Genomic DNA, 17,246 nt, shown 5'->3' on the forward strand with positions numbered 1-17,246 from the left:
CCATGCGCACCGTGCTGGCACCCCAGCGTTACAAGGCACGCATCTGGCGCCTGGCCTCGACGAGCTGTCGGGCCAGTCGCTCGCGGTTCATGCCCGCCGCTCGTGCAAACGGACGGCAATGATAAGAGCCGCGGCCAGCGCCACCAAGCTGGCGATGGCGAAGGTCCAGGCCGGGCCGAGGTCGGCCCAGCTGTAGCCGGCGTACAACGCGCCGAGGGCGCCGCCGGTGCCGGCCAGGGCGGCGTACAGGGCCTGGCCCTGGCCCTGCTGGTTGGGCCCGAAGCTGCGCTGGACGAAATGGATGGCGGCGGCGTGGAAGCTGCCGAAGGTGGCCGCGTGCAGCAGTTGGGCGAGCAGCAGCACGGCCAGGTGCTCGGCCAGGGTGCCCAGCAGCAGCCAGCGCAGCGCGGCCAGCAGGAAGCTGGCCGCCAGCACCTGGCGCACCGAGAAGCGGGTGAGGATGCGCGCCATGAACAGGAACAGCACGATCTCCGCCACCACGCCCAGCGCCCACATCTGGCCGATGAAGCCGCGCTCGTAGCCCAGGTGTTCGAGGTGCAGGGTGAGGAAGGTGTAGTACGGGCCGTGGGACAGCTGCATCAGGCACACGCAGAGGAAGAACGCCGGCACGCCCGGGCGCAGCAGCTGGGCGAGGAAACCGCCCTCGCCGCCCTGCCCGGCCCGCGCCTGCGGTACCGCGTTGGGCACCCACAGGGTGCCAACCAGGATGCCGGCGAGGATCAGCGCCACCATGGCGGGGAACAGCCCCGGGCTGAAGCGCTGGAACAGCTCGCCCAGGCCGATCACCGCGACGATGAAACCGATCGAGCCCCACAGGCGGATCTGCGAGTAGCGCGCCGTCTGCTCCTGCAGGTGGGCCAGGGTGATCACCTCGAACTGCGGCAGCACCGCGTGCCAGAAAAAGGCATGCAGCGCCATCACCAGGGCCAGCCAGGCGTAGCCCTGATCGACGAAGATCAGGCAGAAGCTGAGCAGCGTGCACAAGGCGCCGAAGCGCACGATGCGCAGGCGCTGGCCGCTGCGGTCGCCGAGCCAGCCCCACAGGTTGGGCGCCAGGCAGCGCATCAGCATGGGAATCGCCACCAGCTCGCCGATGCGCGCCGGCGAGAAGCCCAGGTGCTGGAAGTACAGCGGCAGGAAGGGCGCGGTGGCGCCCAGCATGGCGAAGTAGAAGAAGTAGAACGCGGACAGCCGCCAGTACGGCAGCGGCTGGTCGGTCACAGCTGCGGCAGTACCGGGGTGTCGACACGTACGCCGGCGTTCTGCGCGCGATGGCGCAGCAGGTGGTCGAGCAGCACGATGGCCAGCATCGCCTCGGCGATCGGCGTGGCGCGGATGCCGACGCAGGGGTCATGGCGGCCTTTGGTGATCACCTCGACCGGATTGCCGTCGACGTCGATGGAACGGCCCGGGGTGGTGATGCTGGAGGTCGGCTTGAGCGCCAGGTGGGCGACGATCGGCTGGCCGCTGGAGATGCCGCCGAGGATGCCGCCGGCATTGTTGCTCAGGAAACCGTCCGGGGTCAGCTCGTCGCGGTGCTCGGTGCCGCGCTGGGCGACGCTGGCGAAGCCGGCGCCGATTTCCACGCCCTTGACCGCGTTGATGCTCATCAGCGCGTGGGCCAGGTCGGCGTCGAGGCGGTCGAAGATCGGCTCGCCCAGGCCGGGCATCACGCCTTCGGCGACCACCGTGATCCTGGCGCCCACCGAGTCCTGGTCGCGGCGCAGCTGGTCCATGTAGGCCTCCAGTTCGGGCACCTTGTCCGGGTCGGGGCTGAAGAAGGCGTTCTGCTCGACGCTGTCCCAGGTCTTGAACGGGATCTCGATCGGGCCGAGCTGGCTCATGTAGCCGCGCACCCGGATGCCCAGGCCGGCCAGCACCTTCTTGGCGATGGCGCCGGCGGCGACGCGCATGGCGGTCTCGCGCGCCGAACTGCGGCCGCCACCACGGTAGTCGCGGATGCCGTACTTGTGGTGGTAGGTGTAGTCGGCGTGGGCCGGGCGGAACAGGTCCTTGATCGCCGAGTAGTCCTTGGACTTCTGGTCGGTGTTGCGGATCAGCAGGCCGATCGGACAGCCGGTGGTCCTGCCCTCGAACACCCCGGAGAGGATTTCCACCTCGTCCGCTTCCTGGCGCTGGGTGGTGTGGCGGCTGGTGCCCGGCTTGCGGCGGTCGAGGTCGCGCTGCAGGTCTTCCAGGGACAATTCGATGCCCGGCGGGCAACCGTCGACGATGGCGACCAGGGCCGGGCCATGGCTCTCGCCGGCGGTGGTGACGGTGAACAGCTTGCCGTAGGTGTTGCCGGACATGCAGGGCGCTCCGCGAAATCTGCCGCTAACAAAGGTCGGCGAGTATACCCCCGGCGCCCGGCCAGTTCACCTGCGCCGGGTAAATGGCCCGGGGCGATCAGGGAAGGCCCTCTATAGGACAAGGTCGGCAGGAAACCCACGTCATTCCCGCGCAGGCGGGAATCCAGGCGCTGACACCGTGTATCTGGGTCCCCGCCTGCGCGGGGACGACGGGCATTGGCGCAGAATCGCGGCCCCATCCCATCCGATTACCCTGGCAAATGACCCAAGCGGACTGCAGTTGCCGGCAAAGTTGCCGATAATGGCTTTACGTGCACAGAAGGACGCCGTGATGACCGATACCGACGCCCAGCCGACCGAAGAACAGGCCGAGCAGGCTCCGCCGCCGCCCCATCCCTGGGAGGGGCTGGAAGCAGAGCATTTCCAGCTGCTGCGCCTGGCGCCGCTGCCGGCGGACCGCAATACCGGGCTGCGCCCCCTGCGCTTCGTCCGCCTCGGCCGTGCCGAGCGCCAGGGCAGCGAGCAGAGCCTGCTGCGCCTGTCGGTGGACATACCGGGCCAGCGCCTGCGCCGCGAACAGAACCTGCTGGAAGTGTGGGCCGACCACCGCACCCGCGAGGTGCGCTTCGGCGCCGACAAGGGCCTGCTGGTCGAACCGCTCAACCGCGGCCTGGGCCGCTTCCTGCTGGCCCAGGGCATTGCCTGGGCGCGCCAGCGCTGGGGCAGCTACACGGTCGAGGGCGGCGTGCTGCCGAACAAGGACGTGCTCAACGAGGACGCCCGCCTGCGCCGCGACCATTTCCTGCGCATCCAGGGCTTCGAGGTGACCTACCAGGACCTGGCCCAGGTCAAGGCGACCTATGGCGCCAGCCGGGTGAGCGTGCTCAATCCGGAGTGGAACCGGGAGAAAGTGCAGGTCATCGACCTGCTGGACTGCGCCGCCATGCTGCAGCAGGCCGACCAGAACCTGCACGAGCAGGAGGTGAAGATCAGCAAGCTGGAGCGCCGCATCGACGCCTTCAAGCGCGAGGACAGCGGCCTGCGCTTCACCATCGCCTGCCTGGTGGCGCTGGCGCTGTTCCAGGCGGGGCTACTGATCTGGATCGCCACCCGGTAGCACGCACAGTGCCGGTGCGCGCGGCGCACCCTACGGCTTCAGCTCCCTAGGCGGGAACGGAACAGCTTCTGGTACTCGCGGCACTGGGCGGCGGCCAGCAGGAACACGCCATGGCCGCCCTGCTCGAACTCCAGCCAGGTGAAGTCCACCTCCGGGTACAGCGCCTCGACATGCACCTGGCTGTTGCCGACCTCGACGATCAGCACGCCCTGCTCCGTGAGGTGATCGGCGGCTTCGGCCAGCATGCGCCGCACCAGGTCCAGGCCATCGTCGCCGCAGGCCAGCCCCATCTCCGGCTCGTGATGGTATTCGGCCGGCATGTCGGCGAAATCCTCGGCGTCCACATAGGGCGGGTTGGATACGATCAGGTCGAAGCGCTGCTTCGGCAGGCCATCGAAGCCATCGCCCTGAATGGTGTAGACCCGCTCCTCCAGGCCATGCCGCTCGATATTGTGACCGGCCACCTCCAGCGCCTCGAAGGACAGATCGCCCAGCGCCACTTCCGCCTCGGGGAAGGCATAGGCGCAGGTGATGCCGATGCAGCCAGAGCCTGTGCACAGGTCGAGGATGCGCATGGGCTCCGCCGGCAGCCAGGGCTCGAAGCGTCGGTCGATCAGCTCGGCGATGGGCGAGCGCGGCACCAGCACGCGCTCGTCGACGATGAACGGCAGGCCGCAGAACCAGGCCTCGCCCAGCAGGTAGGCGGTCGGCACGCGCTCCTCGACGCGCCGGCGGATCAGCGCCAGCAGGTGCTGCTGCTCGTCCTCTTCCAGACGGCAGTCCAGATAGCCCTCGGCCATCTCGAACGGCAGATGCAGGGCGCCCAGCACCAGCTGCCGGGCATCGTCCCAGGCATTGTCGGTGCCGTGGCCGAAGAACAGGTCGGCTTCATGGAAACGGCTGACGGCCCAGCGGATATGGTCGCGCACGGTGCGCAGGCGGGATGGGGACACGGTTCGTACCTCGGAAAACGATGCGCGATTCTAGCAGGACAACGCGCAATGGCTCGCCCGGTGGCGGTTTCGGGCCAGCGAGCCCGGCCCGCTAACGCACAAAAGGTTCACAGATCGGGCCAGCGAGCAGAGAATAGACGCATCGCCGCCAAAGGAGCCCTCCCATGTCCGATCCGAAAACCCTGTTCCAACTGCTCGGACGCGGTTATGCCCCGGCCACTCTCGGCAAGGCCACCCTGCTGATCATCGACGCCCAGGAAGAGTACCGCAGCGGCGCCCTGCAGTTGCCGGACATCGAGCCGGCGATCGCGGAAATCTCCACCCTGCTCAACGCCGCCCGCAGCCTCGGCGCGCCGGTCGTGCATGTTCGGCACCTGGGCATTCCCGGTGGCCTGCTCGACCCGCAGGGCCCGCGTGGCCACTTCATCGATGGCCTCGCGCCACTGCCCGACGAGCAGGTGGTGGAGAAGCGCCTGCCCAACGCCTTCGCCGGCACGGAGCTGCATGAACACCTGCAGCAACTGGGGCACCTGGACCTGATCATCTGTGGCTTCATGACCCATTCCAGCGTGAGCACCACCGTGCGCGCGGCCAAGGACTATGGTTATCGCTGCACTCTGGTGGATGCCGCCTGCGCCACCCGCGACCTGCCCTACGACGGCGAACTGATCCCGGCCAGCGCCCTGCACCGCATGACGCTGGCGGCCCTGGCCGACAACTATGCGATGGTCGTGCCGCAGGTGCGCGCACTGATCTGACCGCCCCTCAGGAACCCGGGCCGACAGCGCCGGTCATAGCGCCGATAGTCAGGAGGAAGAATCGGGATGAAGTTGTCGGAAGATGGTTTCGATGCACGCCGCTTGCGGCCTCGCGGCTCCGGCGGTTGGCGCTGGCGCTGCCTCGGCGCGCTCGCGGCCCTGTGCGCGGCGCTGGGGGTGATGCTCGGCATGGCCGGGGCGGCCACCCTGCTGGGGCGCCCAACGGCCCTCGGCCCGTTGAACGACAGCATGGGCGCGGCCTTCATGCTGTTGCTGTTCGGCCTGTTCCTGCTGTGGGGCGGGGTCAGCGTCTGGCGGCGATGCCGGCGCCGCCTGCGTCGGCGCCATGGTGACGAGCTCAGCCTGTCGCCGCATCTGCTGAAAAAGCACGACTGAAGCCGGTAAACTGGTCTCTTCCGTGGAGGCCATTCATGCAAGACGACGATTTTTCCCTCTTCCAGTCCGCCGTGCGCGGGGTCAAGCCGATCAGCCATGATCGAGCCGACACCGGCAAGCCCAAGGCCGACCGCCAGCGCCTCCAGACCCTGCGCCAGGCGGCGACGGTCAAGACCGACGAGACCCGGGTGGATGGCCTGTCCGATCAGTTCGTCATCGACGTGGGTGCCGAGGACGAACTCTTCTGGGCCCGCGACGGCGTGCAGGACGGCCAGATACGCAAGCTCAAGGCCGGCCAGGTCGCCTTCGAAGGCAGCCTGGACCTGCACGGCATGAACGTCGAGAAGGCCCGCGAGACGCTGTGGAGCTTCTTCGCCGAAGCCGCCCGCATGGAAGTGCGCTGCGTGCGCGTCACCCACGGCAAGGCGGTGCGTACCGACGGCAAGCGACCGATGATCAAGAGCCACGTCAACACCTGGCTGCGCCAGCACCCGCAGGTGCTGGGCTTCACCTCCTGCCTGCCCAGGCACGGCGGCACCGGCGCCGTGTATGTGCTCCTCAAGCGCACCATGCTGGAAGGGCGTGACGAGTTCTAGGTAAATGCGGTGCACAAAAAAGCCGGCCACGAAGGCCGGCTTTTCTTTTTCTGTTCGACGCCCGGCCAGGAAGGCCATGACGCCGGAGATTGGTGCCCGAGGCCGGGGTCGAACCGGCACGACGGTTAGGTCGGGGGATTTTCGTACCACTTCGACTTTCGCCGCCAGCTTGCGCTGTTCGTGGTCTGGAGCACGCCTTCACCATAGCCACAGGCCGTAGGTGCCCGCCGTCTGCTCTCTACACCTTCCCGAATCGTTCGATCCAGGCTTGGCTCGGCGTTGGCTCGAATGCGGGGCACTCAGGGCGTTCGCCGAATTTGACGGGCTTCACCTCCGGGGTTTCCCCCCGAGGGCTCAAATTGATTCAAGTCCCCTGTGTCTACCAATTTCACCACTCGGGCATCTGCGTTGGCAGCCCTGCACGCCCCCGGAAACGGGAGCGGTGCAGCGAGGGCAGGACTATATACACCCTGCCCCGAGCGGGCAAGGTTATCGGCAGGCAAATAAAAACCTCAGCAGATCAAGGACATCCTGTGTGTAGGTGCAACGCCTCTGCGTGCGCATGGCTACAGACAAGACTTCGCGAGCAGAAACTCGCGTCTACCGGAAACGACAGGACAAAACACGCTCCGGAAAGAAAAAAGGCCCGCAATACGGTAATGCTGTTCACTTATGGCTGCCCCGTGGGGGCGGCCTTGGCCGCGAAGCCTTGCTATCAACCCCGTTCGCGGACAAGTCCGCTCCCACAGCCACAGGTCAATGGCGCTCGCCAACCATGGAAATGCCTTAACCGACTGGCATTACCGCGATGCGGGCCCTTTTCGATCAGCGGACCGTTACAGGCTCAGCTCGCGATCGGACGCCTTGAGGAACTCGCGCTTGAGGTCTTCGTAGGTGTGGACTGCCGGGAATTGCGGGAATTCGCGGATCACGTTGTCCGGCGCATGGAACAGGATGCCGGCATGGGCCTCGGACAGCATGGTGGTGTCGTTGTACGAGTCGCCCGCGGCGATCACGCGGTAGTACAGGCTCTTGAAGGCGATCACCGACTGGCGCTTCGGGTCCTTCTGGCGCAGCTGGTAGCCCACAACCCGATCGCTCTCGTCGGTGATCAGCCTGTGGCACAGCAGAGTCGGGAAGCCGAGCTGGCGCATCAGCGGCTGGGAGAACTCGTAGAAGGTGTCGGACAGGATCACCACCTGGAAACGCTCGCGCAGCCAGTCGACGAACTCCACCGCACCCTCCAGGGGCTTGAGGGCGGCGATCACCTCCTGGATGTCGCGCAGCTTCAGGCCGTGCTCATCAAGGATGCGCAGGCGCTGCTTCATCAGCACGTCGTAGTCGGGAATGTCGCGGGTGGTGGCCTTGAGCGCGTCGATGCCGGTTTTTTCGGCGAAGGCGATCCAGATTTCCGGAACCAGTACACCTTCAAGATCGAGGCAGGCGATTTCCACGGGCGTCTCCTAAATGCGATGGGGCTGTCGAGGGCCGGCACTCTAGCAGCATGGCGAGGCGCCGGTAAACCGGGCGGGCCGGTGGTTGAGGGCGTCACAGGCTGGTAACATCGTCGCCCTCGCATTCACTGCCCACAGGACCGCTCAGATGACGTTCGATCTGGCCACTATCAACGCCGAACTCGGGAAAGACGCCGAAAAGCTCGTGGAATGGGCCCTGGGACTGGGCAAGACGGCCATCTGCACCACCAACTTCCGCCCCTTCGAAGCGGTCATCCTGCACATGGTCACCCGGGTGAAGCCCGACACCCAGGTGATCTGGATGGACAACGGCTACAACACCGAGGCGACCTACAGGTTCGCCGACGAAGTGACCAAGCTGCTCGACCTGAACCTCAAGACTTACCTGCCGCTGCGCTCGCGCGCCCACCGCGAAGCCGTCGACGGCCCGGTACCGGCGCTGGACGATCCGCGCCATGCCGCCTTTACAGAGGAAGTGAAACTGGAGCCCTTCGCCCGCGCCCTGCGCGAAGCCGCCCCGCAGGTCTGGTTCACCGCCCTGCGCGCCAGCGACACCGCCGTGCGCGCGCAGATGGACCCGGTAAGCATCAACCCGGACGGCCTGATCAAGGTCGCCCCGCTGCTGCACTGGAGTTCCAAGGAGCTGTACCAGTATCTGGTGCAGCACAACCTGCCGAACAACTTCGACTACTTCGACCCGACCAAGGGCGAGGAAAACCGCGAGTGCGGCCTGCACCTCAGTCACTGAAGCAATAAAAGGCATCACCTCGAATGCCGTTCACCGGGCGCCGGTGAGCGGCATTTTTCTTATCGCCCTCAGAAAGCCTTCATCTATTGAAGAGGCTCAGAGCCCGTCCTTCGCCAGGTGATCGAAGTCCACCGTCTCGCCCGGCTTGGCGCCCAGCTTGTCGCGGATGTCCTCGAACATGCGGTCGAACTCGTTGTGGCCGCGCATGATCAGCGAATGGTTGGTGGGCAGGCCGTGCTTGGCGGCCATGCGGGTGGCCACGCTGGCGAAGTTGAAGGCGGTGTCGCGGTGCAGCTCGAACTCGTCCTTGAACGCCTTGCCGGCGATCTGCCCTTCCATCCGGAAGTGGATCATCTGACCCTCGCTGGGGTCATTGCGCACCTCGTAGAACAGGTCTACAGCGAAGTCGGTCTGGCCAGGCAGGCTGGCGCGGTGCAGATGGCCCGGTTCGAACATGATGGCTCTCTCCCTGCGGATCGGAAGCTGATTCTAGACCAGCTTCGGCGAAGCGATCTTGCCCTCGATCAGTGCATCGTCGCACCAGTGGCGCGCTCCTGGATCAGTACCCAGGGCGATACCACCACGGCCCACAGCTCGGGATCGCGCGCCAGGTAGTCCTGGGCGTGGCTCTCGTCGACCCTGGCCACCCGCCCCTCCTGCAGCCAGGCGGCGACCTTGCCGCTATCGTCGTCGGCCACGGCCAGCGCGACCTCCACTAGGTCCGTCGAGGATTCGACCCAGAGCAGCTGACCCCTGGCGAAGAAGGGCTGGAGTTCCTGCCAGGAAATCCTGGCCGTTTCGCCAAGTAGTTTGGCATAGAGGGTGCTAGTTTTTTCTTTCATGACTCGCTCTGTGTAGAAAGCACACACCGAAGGGCGGCCGCCATCATAGCGCCGCTCTTTTCGCAGGCAAGTCGAACCCTCCACCTCCCTTTCCTGTAGAAGGACTGCTTAGTAACCAAAAGACGCGCCGTTATTCTGTACGTTTATTTCAAACAAGCGACAAACACCCTTCAGGCTTCCCAATGTGCGCTTTCCAAGCCGCAAAACAGAGTTCTACACTGTGCCGGTACAGTTGCCGGGGGAGCATGACCGGGTACCCCTACCGGTCCAGCAGCTTCTGGCCGCATGGATTACAAAAACGAAAACACTATAAGAGTGGAGCACTATGAAACAGGCTACCAAGCAAGTGACCAAGCTGTTCGTCGCCATGGCCCTGGCTGGCGCCGCCAGCTATTCGATGGCCGCCGATACCATCAAGATCGCTCTGGCAGGCCCGGTGACCGGTGCCGTCGCCCAGTATGGCGAGATGCAGTTCATCGGAGCCCAGATGGCCATCGAGCAGATCAACAAGGCCGGCGGCGTGAACGGTGCGCTGCTCGAAGGCGTGAAGTACGACGACGCCTGTGATCCGAAACAGGCCGTGGCCGTGGCCAACAAGATCGTCAACGACGAAGTGAAGTATGTCGTTGGCCACCTCTGCTCCAGCTCCACTCAGCCGGCGTCCGACATCTACGAAGACGAAGGCATTCTGATGATCACCGCGGCTTCCACCAGCCCGGACATCACCTCTCGCGGCTACCAGCTGATCTTCCGCACCATCGGCCTGGACAGCCTGCAGGGCCCAACCGCCGGCAACTTCATCGCCGACCACATCAAGCCGAAGGCCGTTGCCGTCGTTCACGACAAGCAGCAGTACGGCGAAGGCATCGCCACCGCGGTCAAGCAGACCCTGGAAGGCAAAGGCACCAAGGTCGCCCTGTTCGAAGGCATCAACGCCGGCGACAAGGACTTCTCCGCCCTCATCGCCAAGCTCAAGCAGGCCAACGTCGACTTCGTCTACTACGGCGGCTACCACCCGGAACTGGGCCTGCTGCTGCGCCAGGCTTCCGAGAAGGGCCTGAAGGTCAAGTTCATGGGGCCGGAAGGCGTGGGCAACTCCGAAATCTCCGCCATCGCCGGCCCGGCCTCCGAAGGCCTGCTGGTGACCCTGCCGCGGTCCTTCGACCAGGATCCGAAGAACCAGCCGCTGGTCGACGCCTTCAAGGCCAAGAAGCAGGACCCGAGCGGCCCGTTCGTGTTCCCGGCCTACGCCGCCGTGCAGGTCATCGCCGACGGCATCAAGAAAGCCGGCGAGAACGATCCGGCCAAGGTCGCCGAAGCCCTGCGCGCCAACACCTTCGAGACCCCGACCGGCACCCTCGGCTTCGATGAGAAGGGGGACCTGAAGGACTTCAGCTTCGTGGTCTACGAGTGGCACCAGGACGGTACCAAGACCGAAGCAGCCCACTAAGAAGGGGCTTCCCGCCTGAACCCAAAGCCCACTGCGCGAGCAGTGGGCTTTGTTTTATCGAGTCTTTCCGGCCATCCGTCGCGTCACAAGCGCCGCTTCACGGACCGCGCCGAGGAGTTAGGTAATGCCTGAGCTCTATCACTACCTGCAACAGCTGGTCAACGGCCTCACCGTTGGCAGCACCTATGCCCTGATCGCCATCGGCTACACCATGGTCTACGGCATCATCGGCATGATCAACTTCGCCCATGGCGAGGTGTACATGATTGGCTCGTACGTAGCCTTCATCGTCATCGCCGGGCTGACCCTGATGGGTCTGGACAGCCTTCCCGTGCTGATCGTCTGCGCCTTCGCCGCGAGCATCGTCGTCGCCAGCGCCTACGGCTACAGCATCGAACGGGTGGCCTACAGACCGTTACGCGGCAGCAACCGCCTGATCCCGCTGATCTCCGCGATCGGCATGTCCATCTTCCTGCAGAACGAAGTGCTGCTGGCGCAGGACTCCAAGGACAAGGCCATTCCCAACCTGCTGCCGGGCAACTTCGTGTTCGGCGAGAGCACCATGAACGGCGTGGTGATCTCCTACATGCAGGTGCTCATCTTCGTCGTCACCATCGCGGTGATGTACGGCCTGACCATGTTCATCTCCAGGTCCCGCCTGGGCCGCGCCTGTCGGGCGTGTGCCGAGGACATCCGGATGGCCAACCTGCTGGGCATCAACACCAACAACATCATCGCCCTGACCTTCGTCATCGGCGCCACCCTGGCCGCCGTGGCCGCGGTGCTGCTGGGCCTGCAGTACGGCGTGATCAACCCGCACATCGGCTTCCTCGCCGGCATCAAGGCGTTCACCGCCGCCGTGCTCGGCGGCATCGGCAGCATCCCCGGCGCCATGCTCGGCGGCCTGCTGCTCGGCGTGGCCGAGGCCTTCGGCGCCGATATCTTCGGCGACCAGTACAAGGACGTGGTGGCGTTTAGCCTGCTGGTTCTGGTGCTGCTGTTCCGTCCGACCGGCATCCTCGGCCGTCCGGAGGTCGAGAAAGTATGATGACCAAGAACCTCAAGACCGCCTTCTTCAGCGCCCTGCTGGTGCTGGCCGTGGCCTACCCGGTGCTCGGCCTGAAGCTCACCGTGGTGGGCATCAAGCTGGAAGTGCACGGCGCCAGCCCGGCCGTGCTCTGGACCATCGCCGGTGCCGCCATCGCCATGTTCTTCTGGCAGCTGTTCCGCGACCGCCTGCGCAGTGCCTGGGCCGGCGCGCCCAGCCTGCCGAAGATGCCGGCCGGCGCCAGCAACTTCCTCACCCTGCCCTCCACCCAGCGCTGGGTCATCCTCGCCCTGGTGCTGGTCGCCCTGGCCTGGCCGTTCTTCGGCAGCCGCGGCGCCGTGGACATCGCCACCCTGATCCTGATCTACGTGATGCTCGGCCTCGGCCTGAACATCGTGGTCGGCCTGGCCGGCCTGCTGGACCTGGGTTACGTCGGCTTCTACGCCGTAGGCGCCTACAGCTACGCGCTGCTGTCGCACTACTACGGCCTGGGCTTCTGGGTGTGCCTGCCGATCGCCGGCCTGATGGCGGCCTTCTTCGGCTTCATCCTCGGCTTCCCGGTGCTGCGCCTGCGCGGTGACTACCTGGCCATCGTGACCCTCGGCTTCGGCGAGATCATCCGCATCCTGCTGCGCAACCTCACCGGGATCACCGGCGGCCCCAACGGCATCAGCAACATCGAGAAGCCGAGCCTGTTCGGCCTCTCCTTCGAGCGCCGCGCGGCCGAGGGCATGCAGACCTTCCACGAGTACTTCGGCGTCGCCTACAACTCGATCAACAAGGTGATCTTCCTCTACGTGATCGCCCTGCTGCTGGTCCTGCTGACCCTGTTCGTGATCAACCGCCTGCTGCGCATGCCGATCGGCCGTGCCTGGGAAGCGCTGCGCGAAGACGAGATCGCCTGCCGCGCGCTGGGCATGAACCCGACCGCGATCAAGCTCTCCGCCTTCACCCTGGGCGCCTGCTTCGCCGGTTTCGCCGGCAGCTTCTTCGCCGCCCGCCAGGGGCTGGTCACGCCGGAGTCCTTCACCTTCATCGAGTCGGCGATCATCCTCGCCATCGTCGTGCTGGGTGGCATGGGCTCGCAGCTGGGCATCATCCTCGCCGCGGTGGTGATGATCCTCATGCCCGAGCTGATGCGTGAGTTCAGCGAGTACCGCATGCTGTTCTTCGGCGCCCTGATGGTGCTGATGATGATCTGGCGTCCGCAGGGCCTGCTGCCCATGCAACGCCCGCACCTGGAGTTGAAGTCATGAGCCGCCCGATCCTCGAAGTCAGCGGGCTGACCATGCGTTTCGGCGGCCTGCTGGCCGTCAACAATGTCGCCCTCACCGTCCAGCCGAAGCAGGTGGTGTCGATGATCGGCCCCAACGGCGCCGGCAAGACCACCGTGTTCAACTGCCTGACCGGCTTCTACCAGCCCACCAGCGGCGTGATCCTGCTCAACGACGAGCCGATCCAGCATCTGCCGGGGCACAAGATCGCCCGCAAGGGCGTGGTGCGCACCTTCCAGAACGTCCGCCTGTTCAAGGAAATGACCGCGGTGGAGAACCTGCTGGTCGCCCAGCATCGTCACCTCAACACCAACTTCCTCGCCGGTCTGCTGAAGACCCCAGCGTTCCGCCGCAGCGAGAAGAAGGCCATGGAGTACGCGGCGCACTGGCTGGAAGAAGTCAACCTCACCGACGTGGCCAACCGCCCGGCCGGCACCCTGGCCTACGGCCAGCAGCGCCGCCTGGAGATCGCCCGCTGCATGATGACCCGGCCGAGCATCCTGATGCTCGACGAGCCGGCCGCCGGCCTCAACCCCAAGGAGACCGAGGACCTCAAGCAGCTGATCGGCCTGCTGCGCAACGACCATGACGTGACCGTGCTGCTGATCGAGCACGACATGCACCTGGTCATGAGCATTTCCGACCACATCTACGTGATCAACCAGGGCACGCCCCTGGCCGACGGTACGCCGGAGCAGATCCGCAACAACCCGGATGTGATCAAAGCCTATCTGGGGGAGGCGTAAGCATGCTGAATTTCAACAACGTCTCCACCTTCTACGGCAAGATCCAGGCCCTGCACGGCGTCAGCATCGAGGTCGAACAGGGCGAGATCGTCACCCTGATCGGCGCCAACGGCGCCGGCAAGTCGACCCTGCTGATGACCCTGTGCGGCTCGCCGCGCGCGGCCAGCGGCAGCATCCGCTACATGGGCGAGGAGCTGGTCGGCCAGGAATCCTGCGACATCATGCGCAAGAGCATCGCGGTGGTGCCGGAAGGCCGCCGCGTGTTCGCCCGCCTGACCGTCGAGGAGAACCTGGCCATGGGCGGCTTCTTCGGCACCAAGGAAGACAACCAGGAGCAGCTGGACAAGGTCCTGCACCTGTTCCCGCGGCTGAAGGAACGCTTCGACCAGCGCGCCGGCACCATGTCCGGCGGCGAACAGCAGATGCTCGCCATCGGCCGCGCGCTGATGAGCAAGCCCAAGCTGCTGCTGCTCGACGAGCCGTCCCTGGGCCTGGCGCCGATCATCATCCAGCAGATCTTCGACATCATCGAACAGCTGCGCGAGGACGGCGTGACCATCTTCCTGGTCGAACAGAACGCCAACCAGGCGCTCAAGCTGGCCGACCGCGCGTATGTGCTGGAGAACGGTCGGATCGTCATGCAGGGCACCGGCGAGGCGCTGCTCACCGACCCGAAGGTGCGCGACGCCTACCTCGGCGGCTGACCCATGCCGGCGTGAAGGAAACGGCCCTCACGGGCCGTTTTCATTGGTACCGACGGATGGCCAGCGGGCCTCTGTCCAGGGCTCCACGGAGCCACCTTTTTCATCTACGCCCACCGCAACCCGGAGGGCCAGGAACCGGTCGCCGCACCATCCGGCGACCGTCTCGCGGCCCGCGCCCACCGGCGCGCCGCGCACCACAGGAGAACCAGCATGACCCTTCGTCCCCTGCTGCAGCTGATCACGCGCACCAGCCTGGTCCTGCAGATCGCCATCGGCCTGATCGCCGGCATCCTCTTCGCCCTGCTCTTCCCGCAGGCCACCGCCAAGGTCGGCTTCCTCGGCGAGCTGTTCATCGCCGCGCTCAAGGCCGTGGCGCCGGTGCTGGTGTTCATCTTGGTGGCCTCGGCCATCGCCAACCACAAGCCGGGGCAGCCCACTCACATCCGCCCGATCCTGGTGCTGTACGTGATCGGCACCCTGTCCGCCGCCATCGTCGCGGTCATCGCCAGCAGCCTGTGGCCATCCACCCTGGTGCTGACCGAAGCCGCCACGGGCACCACACCGCCAGGAGGCATCGCCGAGGTGCTCAAGAGCCTGGCGCTGAACGTGGTGGACAATCCGGTCAACGCGCTGATCAAGGGCAACTTCATCGGCATCCTGGCCTGGGCCATCGGCCTCGGCATCGCCATCCGCCATGGCAGCGAGAGCACCCGGATGGTGTTCGCGGACCTGGCCCACGGCGTGACACTGATCGTGCGGGTGGTGATACGTTTCGCCCCGCTCGGCGTATTCGGCCTGGTCGCCACCACCTTCGCCGACGCCGGCCTCAAGGCCCTGCTCGGCTACGCCCACCTGCTCGCGGTGCTGGTCGGCTGCATGCTGTTCGTCGCCCTGGTGGTCAACCCGCTGATCGTGTTCAGCCAGATCCGCCGCAACCCCTATCCGCTGACACTCACCTGCCTGCGCGAGAGCGGCATCACGGCCTTCTTCACCCGCAGCTCGGCGGCCAACGTGCCGGTCAACATGCAACTCGCCGAGCGCCTGGGCCTGCACGAGGACACCTACTCGGTGTCGATCCCGCTGGGAGCCACTATCAACATGGCCGGCGCAGCCATCACCATCAGCGTGCTGACCCTGGCGGCGGCCCATACCCTGGGCATCGTCGTCGACCTGCCGACCGCGATACTGCTCTGCGTGGTCGCCTCGGTCTGCGCCTGCGGCGCGTCCGGCGTGGCCGGCGGCTCGCTGCTGCTGATCCCACTGGCCTGCAGCCTGTTCGGCATCCCCAGCGAAACCGCCATGCAGGTGGTCGCCATCGGCTTCATCATCGGCATCCTGCAGGACAGCGCCGAGACCGCGCTGAACTCCTCCACCGACGTGCTGTTCACCGCCGCCGTGTGCCTGGCACGGGACAAGGACTGAGCCAGGGCGCGTAGGGCGGGTGACACTCTCCCGAGAGAACGCACAAGGCTGTGCAGCTCTGGTGGGATTGACGGCACGATCTCCCGTGTACCGAGAACACATACTGTAGGAGCGGCTTTAGCCGCGAACCGAGATGGCACAGAAGGCTTCGCGGCTAAAGCCGCTCCTACAACTGCGCCTGTCTGCTGCTCTCGCGAGATCGTGGACGGATTCTCAGGCGTTGCCGGCCAGTTTCAGCCGCGCGGCCTGGGTGAAGTCGAGCATGCGCTTGAGCGGGCGTACCGCGCGCGGGATCAGCGCCGGTTCCACGAAGATTTCGTTGCTGCCCTCGCGCAGGCACTGCAAGGTGCGCTGCAGGGTGTTCATCGCCATCCACGGGCAGTGGGCGCAGCTGCGGCAGGCAGCGCCGTTGCCGGCGGTGGGCGCCTCGACGAATTTCTTGTCGGGGCACAGCTGCTGCATCTTGTAGAAGATGCCGCGGTCGGTGGCGACGATGAAGGTCTTGTTGGGAAGGGTCTGGGCCGCCTTGATCAGCTGGCTGGTGGAGCCCACCGCGTCGGCCAGCTCGATCACCGCCTCGGGCGATTCCGGGTGGACCAGGATGGCGGCCTCGGGGTGCAGCGCCTTCATGTCTTCCAGCTGCTTGGCCTTGAACTCCTCGTGGACGATGCAGGCACCGTCCCACAGCAGCATGTCGGCGCCGGTCTCGCGCTGGATGTAGCGCCCCAGGTGCTGGTCCGGCGCCCAGAGGATCTTCTCGCCGTTGTCCATCAGGCTCTCGACGATCTCCAGCGCGCAGCTGGAGGTCACCACCCAGTCGGCGCGCGCCTTCACCGCCGCCGAGGTGTTGGCGTAGACCACCACGGTGCGGTCCGGGTGCTGGTCGCAGAAGGCGGAGAATTCGTCGACCGGGCAGCCGAGGTCCAGCGAGCAGGTGGCGTCCAGGGTCGGCATCAGCACGCGCTTTTCCGGATTGAGGATCTTCGCCGTCTCGCCCATGAACTTGACGCCCGCGACCACTACCGTCTGCGCTTCGTGCTGGTTGCCGAAGCGCGCCATCTCCAGCGAGTCCGACACGCAGCCGCCGGTTTCCTCGGCCAGGGCCTGGATCACCGGGTCGCAATAGTAGTGGGCCACCAGCACGGCGTTCTGCTTCTTCAGCTCGGCGGCGATCTCGCTCCGGTAGAAGGCTTCCTCTTCCGGGGTCAGCACCCTGGGCTGCTTGGCGGCGAGGTGAGCCTGAACCAACAGGCGCTCGGAAATCTGGGTCATGTCATCAGGCTCTGAATATGCTTTCAGTGCGCCGATTATACGCGCCAACCACGCCGCCGAGCGAAGCCCGACGGAAAGAGCCCCGGCGCCAGGCGAAATCCAGGCAGGAAAAGGC

At 65.8% G+C, this 17,246-nt stretch carries 18 protein-coding genes; 11 read left to right on the forward strand and 7 right to left on the reverse strand.

Features of this window, described 5'->3' with window-relative positions; translation table 11 throughout:
• Positions 1–87: 87 nt before the first annotated feature.
• Together N7640_RS12250 and aroC are read right to left on the reverse strand one after the other, a co-directional pair.
• A complete protein-coding gene (locus N7640_RS12250) occupies positions 88–1,242 on the reverse strand; it encodes an MFS transporter (protein WP_220816026.1) in 1,155 nt (384 codons plus the stop codon).
• Positions 1,239–2,330 (reverse strand): chorismate synthase, encoded by a 1,092-nt coding sequence (aroC, locus tag N7640_RS12255; protein WP_279904503.1) that lies wholly within the window; start codon positions 2,328–2,330, stop codon positions 1,239–1,241. The genes N7640_RS12250 and aroC overlap by 4 nt, the downstream gene beginning before the upstream one ends.
• Before the next feature lie 331 nt (positions 2,331–2,661).
• Between aroC and N7640_RS12260 the strand changes: the two genes are divergently transcribed.
• Positions 2,662–3,447, forward strand: coding sequence for a hypothetical protein (locus tag N7640_RS12260; RefSeq protein ID WP_220816028.1), 786 nt, complete (start codon positions 2,662–2,664; stop codon positions 3,445–3,447).
• Positions 3,448–3,485: 38 nt separating this feature from the next.
• Here N7640_RS12260 and prmB read toward each other — a convergent pair whose 3' ends face one another.
• Positions 3,486–4,400: a 50S ribosomal protein L3 N(5)-glutamine methyltransferase gene (prmB, locus tag N7640_RS12265; protein ID WP_279904504.1), complete on the reverse strand. Its 915-nt coding sequence runs from the start codon at positions 4,398–4,400 to the stop codon at positions 3,486–3,488.
• 164 nt (positions 4,401–4,564) lie between these two features.
• On the opposite strand from prmB, the gene N7640_RS12270 reads away from it, so the two are divergent.
• The 3 genes from N7640_RS12270 (at position 4,565) to N7640_RS12280 (ending at position 6,150) form a co-directional block, all read left to right on the forward strand.
• Positions 4,565–5,158, forward strand: coding sequence for a cysteine hydrolase family protein (locus tag N7640_RS12270; RefSeq protein ID WP_279904505.1), 594 nt, complete (start codon positions 4,565–4,567; stop codon positions 5,156–5,158).
• A 66-nt stretch (positions 5,159–5,224) separates the two neighbouring features.
• On the forward strand, positions 5,225–5,554 hold the full coding sequence (locus N7640_RS12275; protein ID WP_220816031.1) for a hypothetical protein: 330 nt from the start codon (positions 5,225–5,227) through the stop codon (positions 5,552–5,554).
• 35 nt (positions 5,555–5,589) lie between these two features.
• Complete coding sequence (locus N7640_RS12280) at positions 5,590–6,150, forward strand: Smr/MutS family protein (RefSeq protein WP_279904506.1); 561 nt, start codon at positions 5,590–5,592, stop codon at positions 6,148–6,150.
• A gap of 836 nt (positions 6,151–6,986) precedes the next feature.
• Here N7640_RS12280 and thrH read toward each other — a convergent pair.
• Positions 6,987–7,604, reverse strand: coding sequence for a bifunctional phosphoserine phosphatase/homoserine phosphotransferase ThrH (thrH, locus tag N7640_RS12285; RefSeq protein WP_279904507.1), 618 nt, complete (start codon positions 7,602–7,604; stop codon positions 6,987–6,989).
• 148 nt (positions 7,605–7,752) lie between these two features.
• On the opposite strand from thrH, the gene N7640_RS12290 reads away from it, so the two are divergent.
• Positions 7,753–8,373, forward strand: a complete 621-nt coding sequence (locus N7640_RS12290; protein ID WP_279904508.1) for a phosphoadenosine phosphosulfate reductase family protein — start codon at positions 7,753–7,755, stop codon at positions 8,371–8,373.
• 96 nt (positions 8,374–8,469) lie between these two features.
• On the opposite strand, the gene N7640_RS12295 is transcribed toward N7640_RS12290, so the two are convergent.
• A complete protein-coding gene (locus N7640_RS12295; protein ID WP_279904509.1) occupies positions 8,470–8,829 on the reverse strand; it encodes a DUF5064 family protein in 360 nt (119 codons plus the stop codon).
• 68 nt (positions 8,830–8,897) lie between these two features.
• A complete protein-coding gene (locus N7640_RS12300; protein ID WP_279904510.1) occupies positions 8,898–9,215 on the reverse strand; it encodes a DUF2288 domain-containing protein in 318 nt (105 codons plus the stop codon).
• 325 nt (positions 9,216–9,540) lie between these two features.
• Here N7640_RS12300 and N7640_RS12305 point away from each other — a divergent pair, with 325 nt between their 5' ends.
• From N7640_RS12305 to sstT, 6 genes are all read left to right on the forward strand, one after another.
• Positions 9,541–10,665: a branched-chain amino acid ABC transporter substrate-binding protein gene (locus N7640_RS12305; RefSeq protein ID WP_220816037.1), complete on the forward strand. Its 1,125-nt coding sequence runs from the start codon at positions 9,541–9,543 to the stop codon at positions 10,663–10,665.
• Between the two features lie 124 nt (positions 10,666–10,789).
• The gene (livH, locus tag N7640_RS12310; RefSeq protein WP_220816038.1) at positions 10,790–11,713 is read left to right on the forward strand and encodes a high-affinity branched-chain amino acid ABC transporter permease LivH; all 924 of its coding nucleotides are present in this window, start codon (positions 10,790–10,792) and stop codon (positions 11,711–11,713) included.
• Positions 11,713–12,969, forward strand: coding sequence for a high-affinity branched-chain amino acid ABC transporter permease LivM (locus tag N7640_RS12315; RefSeq protein ID WP_279904535.1), 1,257 nt, complete (start codon positions 11,713–11,715; stop codon positions 12,967–12,969). The genes livH and N7640_RS12315 overlap by 1 nt, the downstream gene beginning before the upstream one ends.
• The gene (gene livG, locus N7640_RS12320; protein WP_279904511.1) at positions 12,966–13,733 is read left to right on the forward strand and encodes a high-affinity branched-chain amino acid ABC transporter ATP-binding protein LivG; all 768 of its coding nucleotides are present in this window, start codon (positions 12,966–12,968) and stop codon (positions 13,731–13,733) included. The genes N7640_RS12315 and livG overlap by 4 nt, the downstream gene beginning before the upstream one ends.
• A 2-nt stretch (positions 13,734–13,735) precedes the next feature.
• On the forward strand, positions 13,736–14,437 hold the full coding sequence (locus N7640_RS12325; protein WP_220816040.1) for an ABC transporter ATP-binding protein: 702 nt from the start codon (positions 13,736–13,738) through the stop codon (positions 14,435–14,437).
• Positions 14,438–14,647: 210 nt separating this feature from the next.
• Positions 14,648–15,859 carry a serine/threonine transporter SstT gene (gene sstT, locus N7640_RS12330; RefSeq protein WP_279904512.1) on the forward strand — a complete coding sequence of 404 codons (1,212 nt, stop codon included), beginning with the start codon at positions 14,648–14,650 and terminating at the stop codon, positions 15,857–15,859.
• 213 nt (positions 15,860–16,072) lie between these two features.
• Here the strand turns inward: sstT and nadA are convergent, their stop codons facing one another.
• A complete protein-coding gene (nadA, locus tag N7640_RS12335) occupies positions 16,073–17,131 on the reverse strand; it encodes a quinolinate synthase NadA (RefSeq protein WP_279904513.1) in 1,059 nt (352 codons plus the stop codon).
• Positions 17,132–17,246: the final 115 nt, after the last annotated feature.

Origin of the sequence: Pseudomonas sp. GD04015, assembly GCF_029837675.1 — a bacterium.
GTDB lineage: Bacteria > Pseudomonadota > Gammaproteobacteria > Pseudomonadales > Pseudomonadaceae > Aquipseudomonas > Aquipseudomonas paralcaligenes.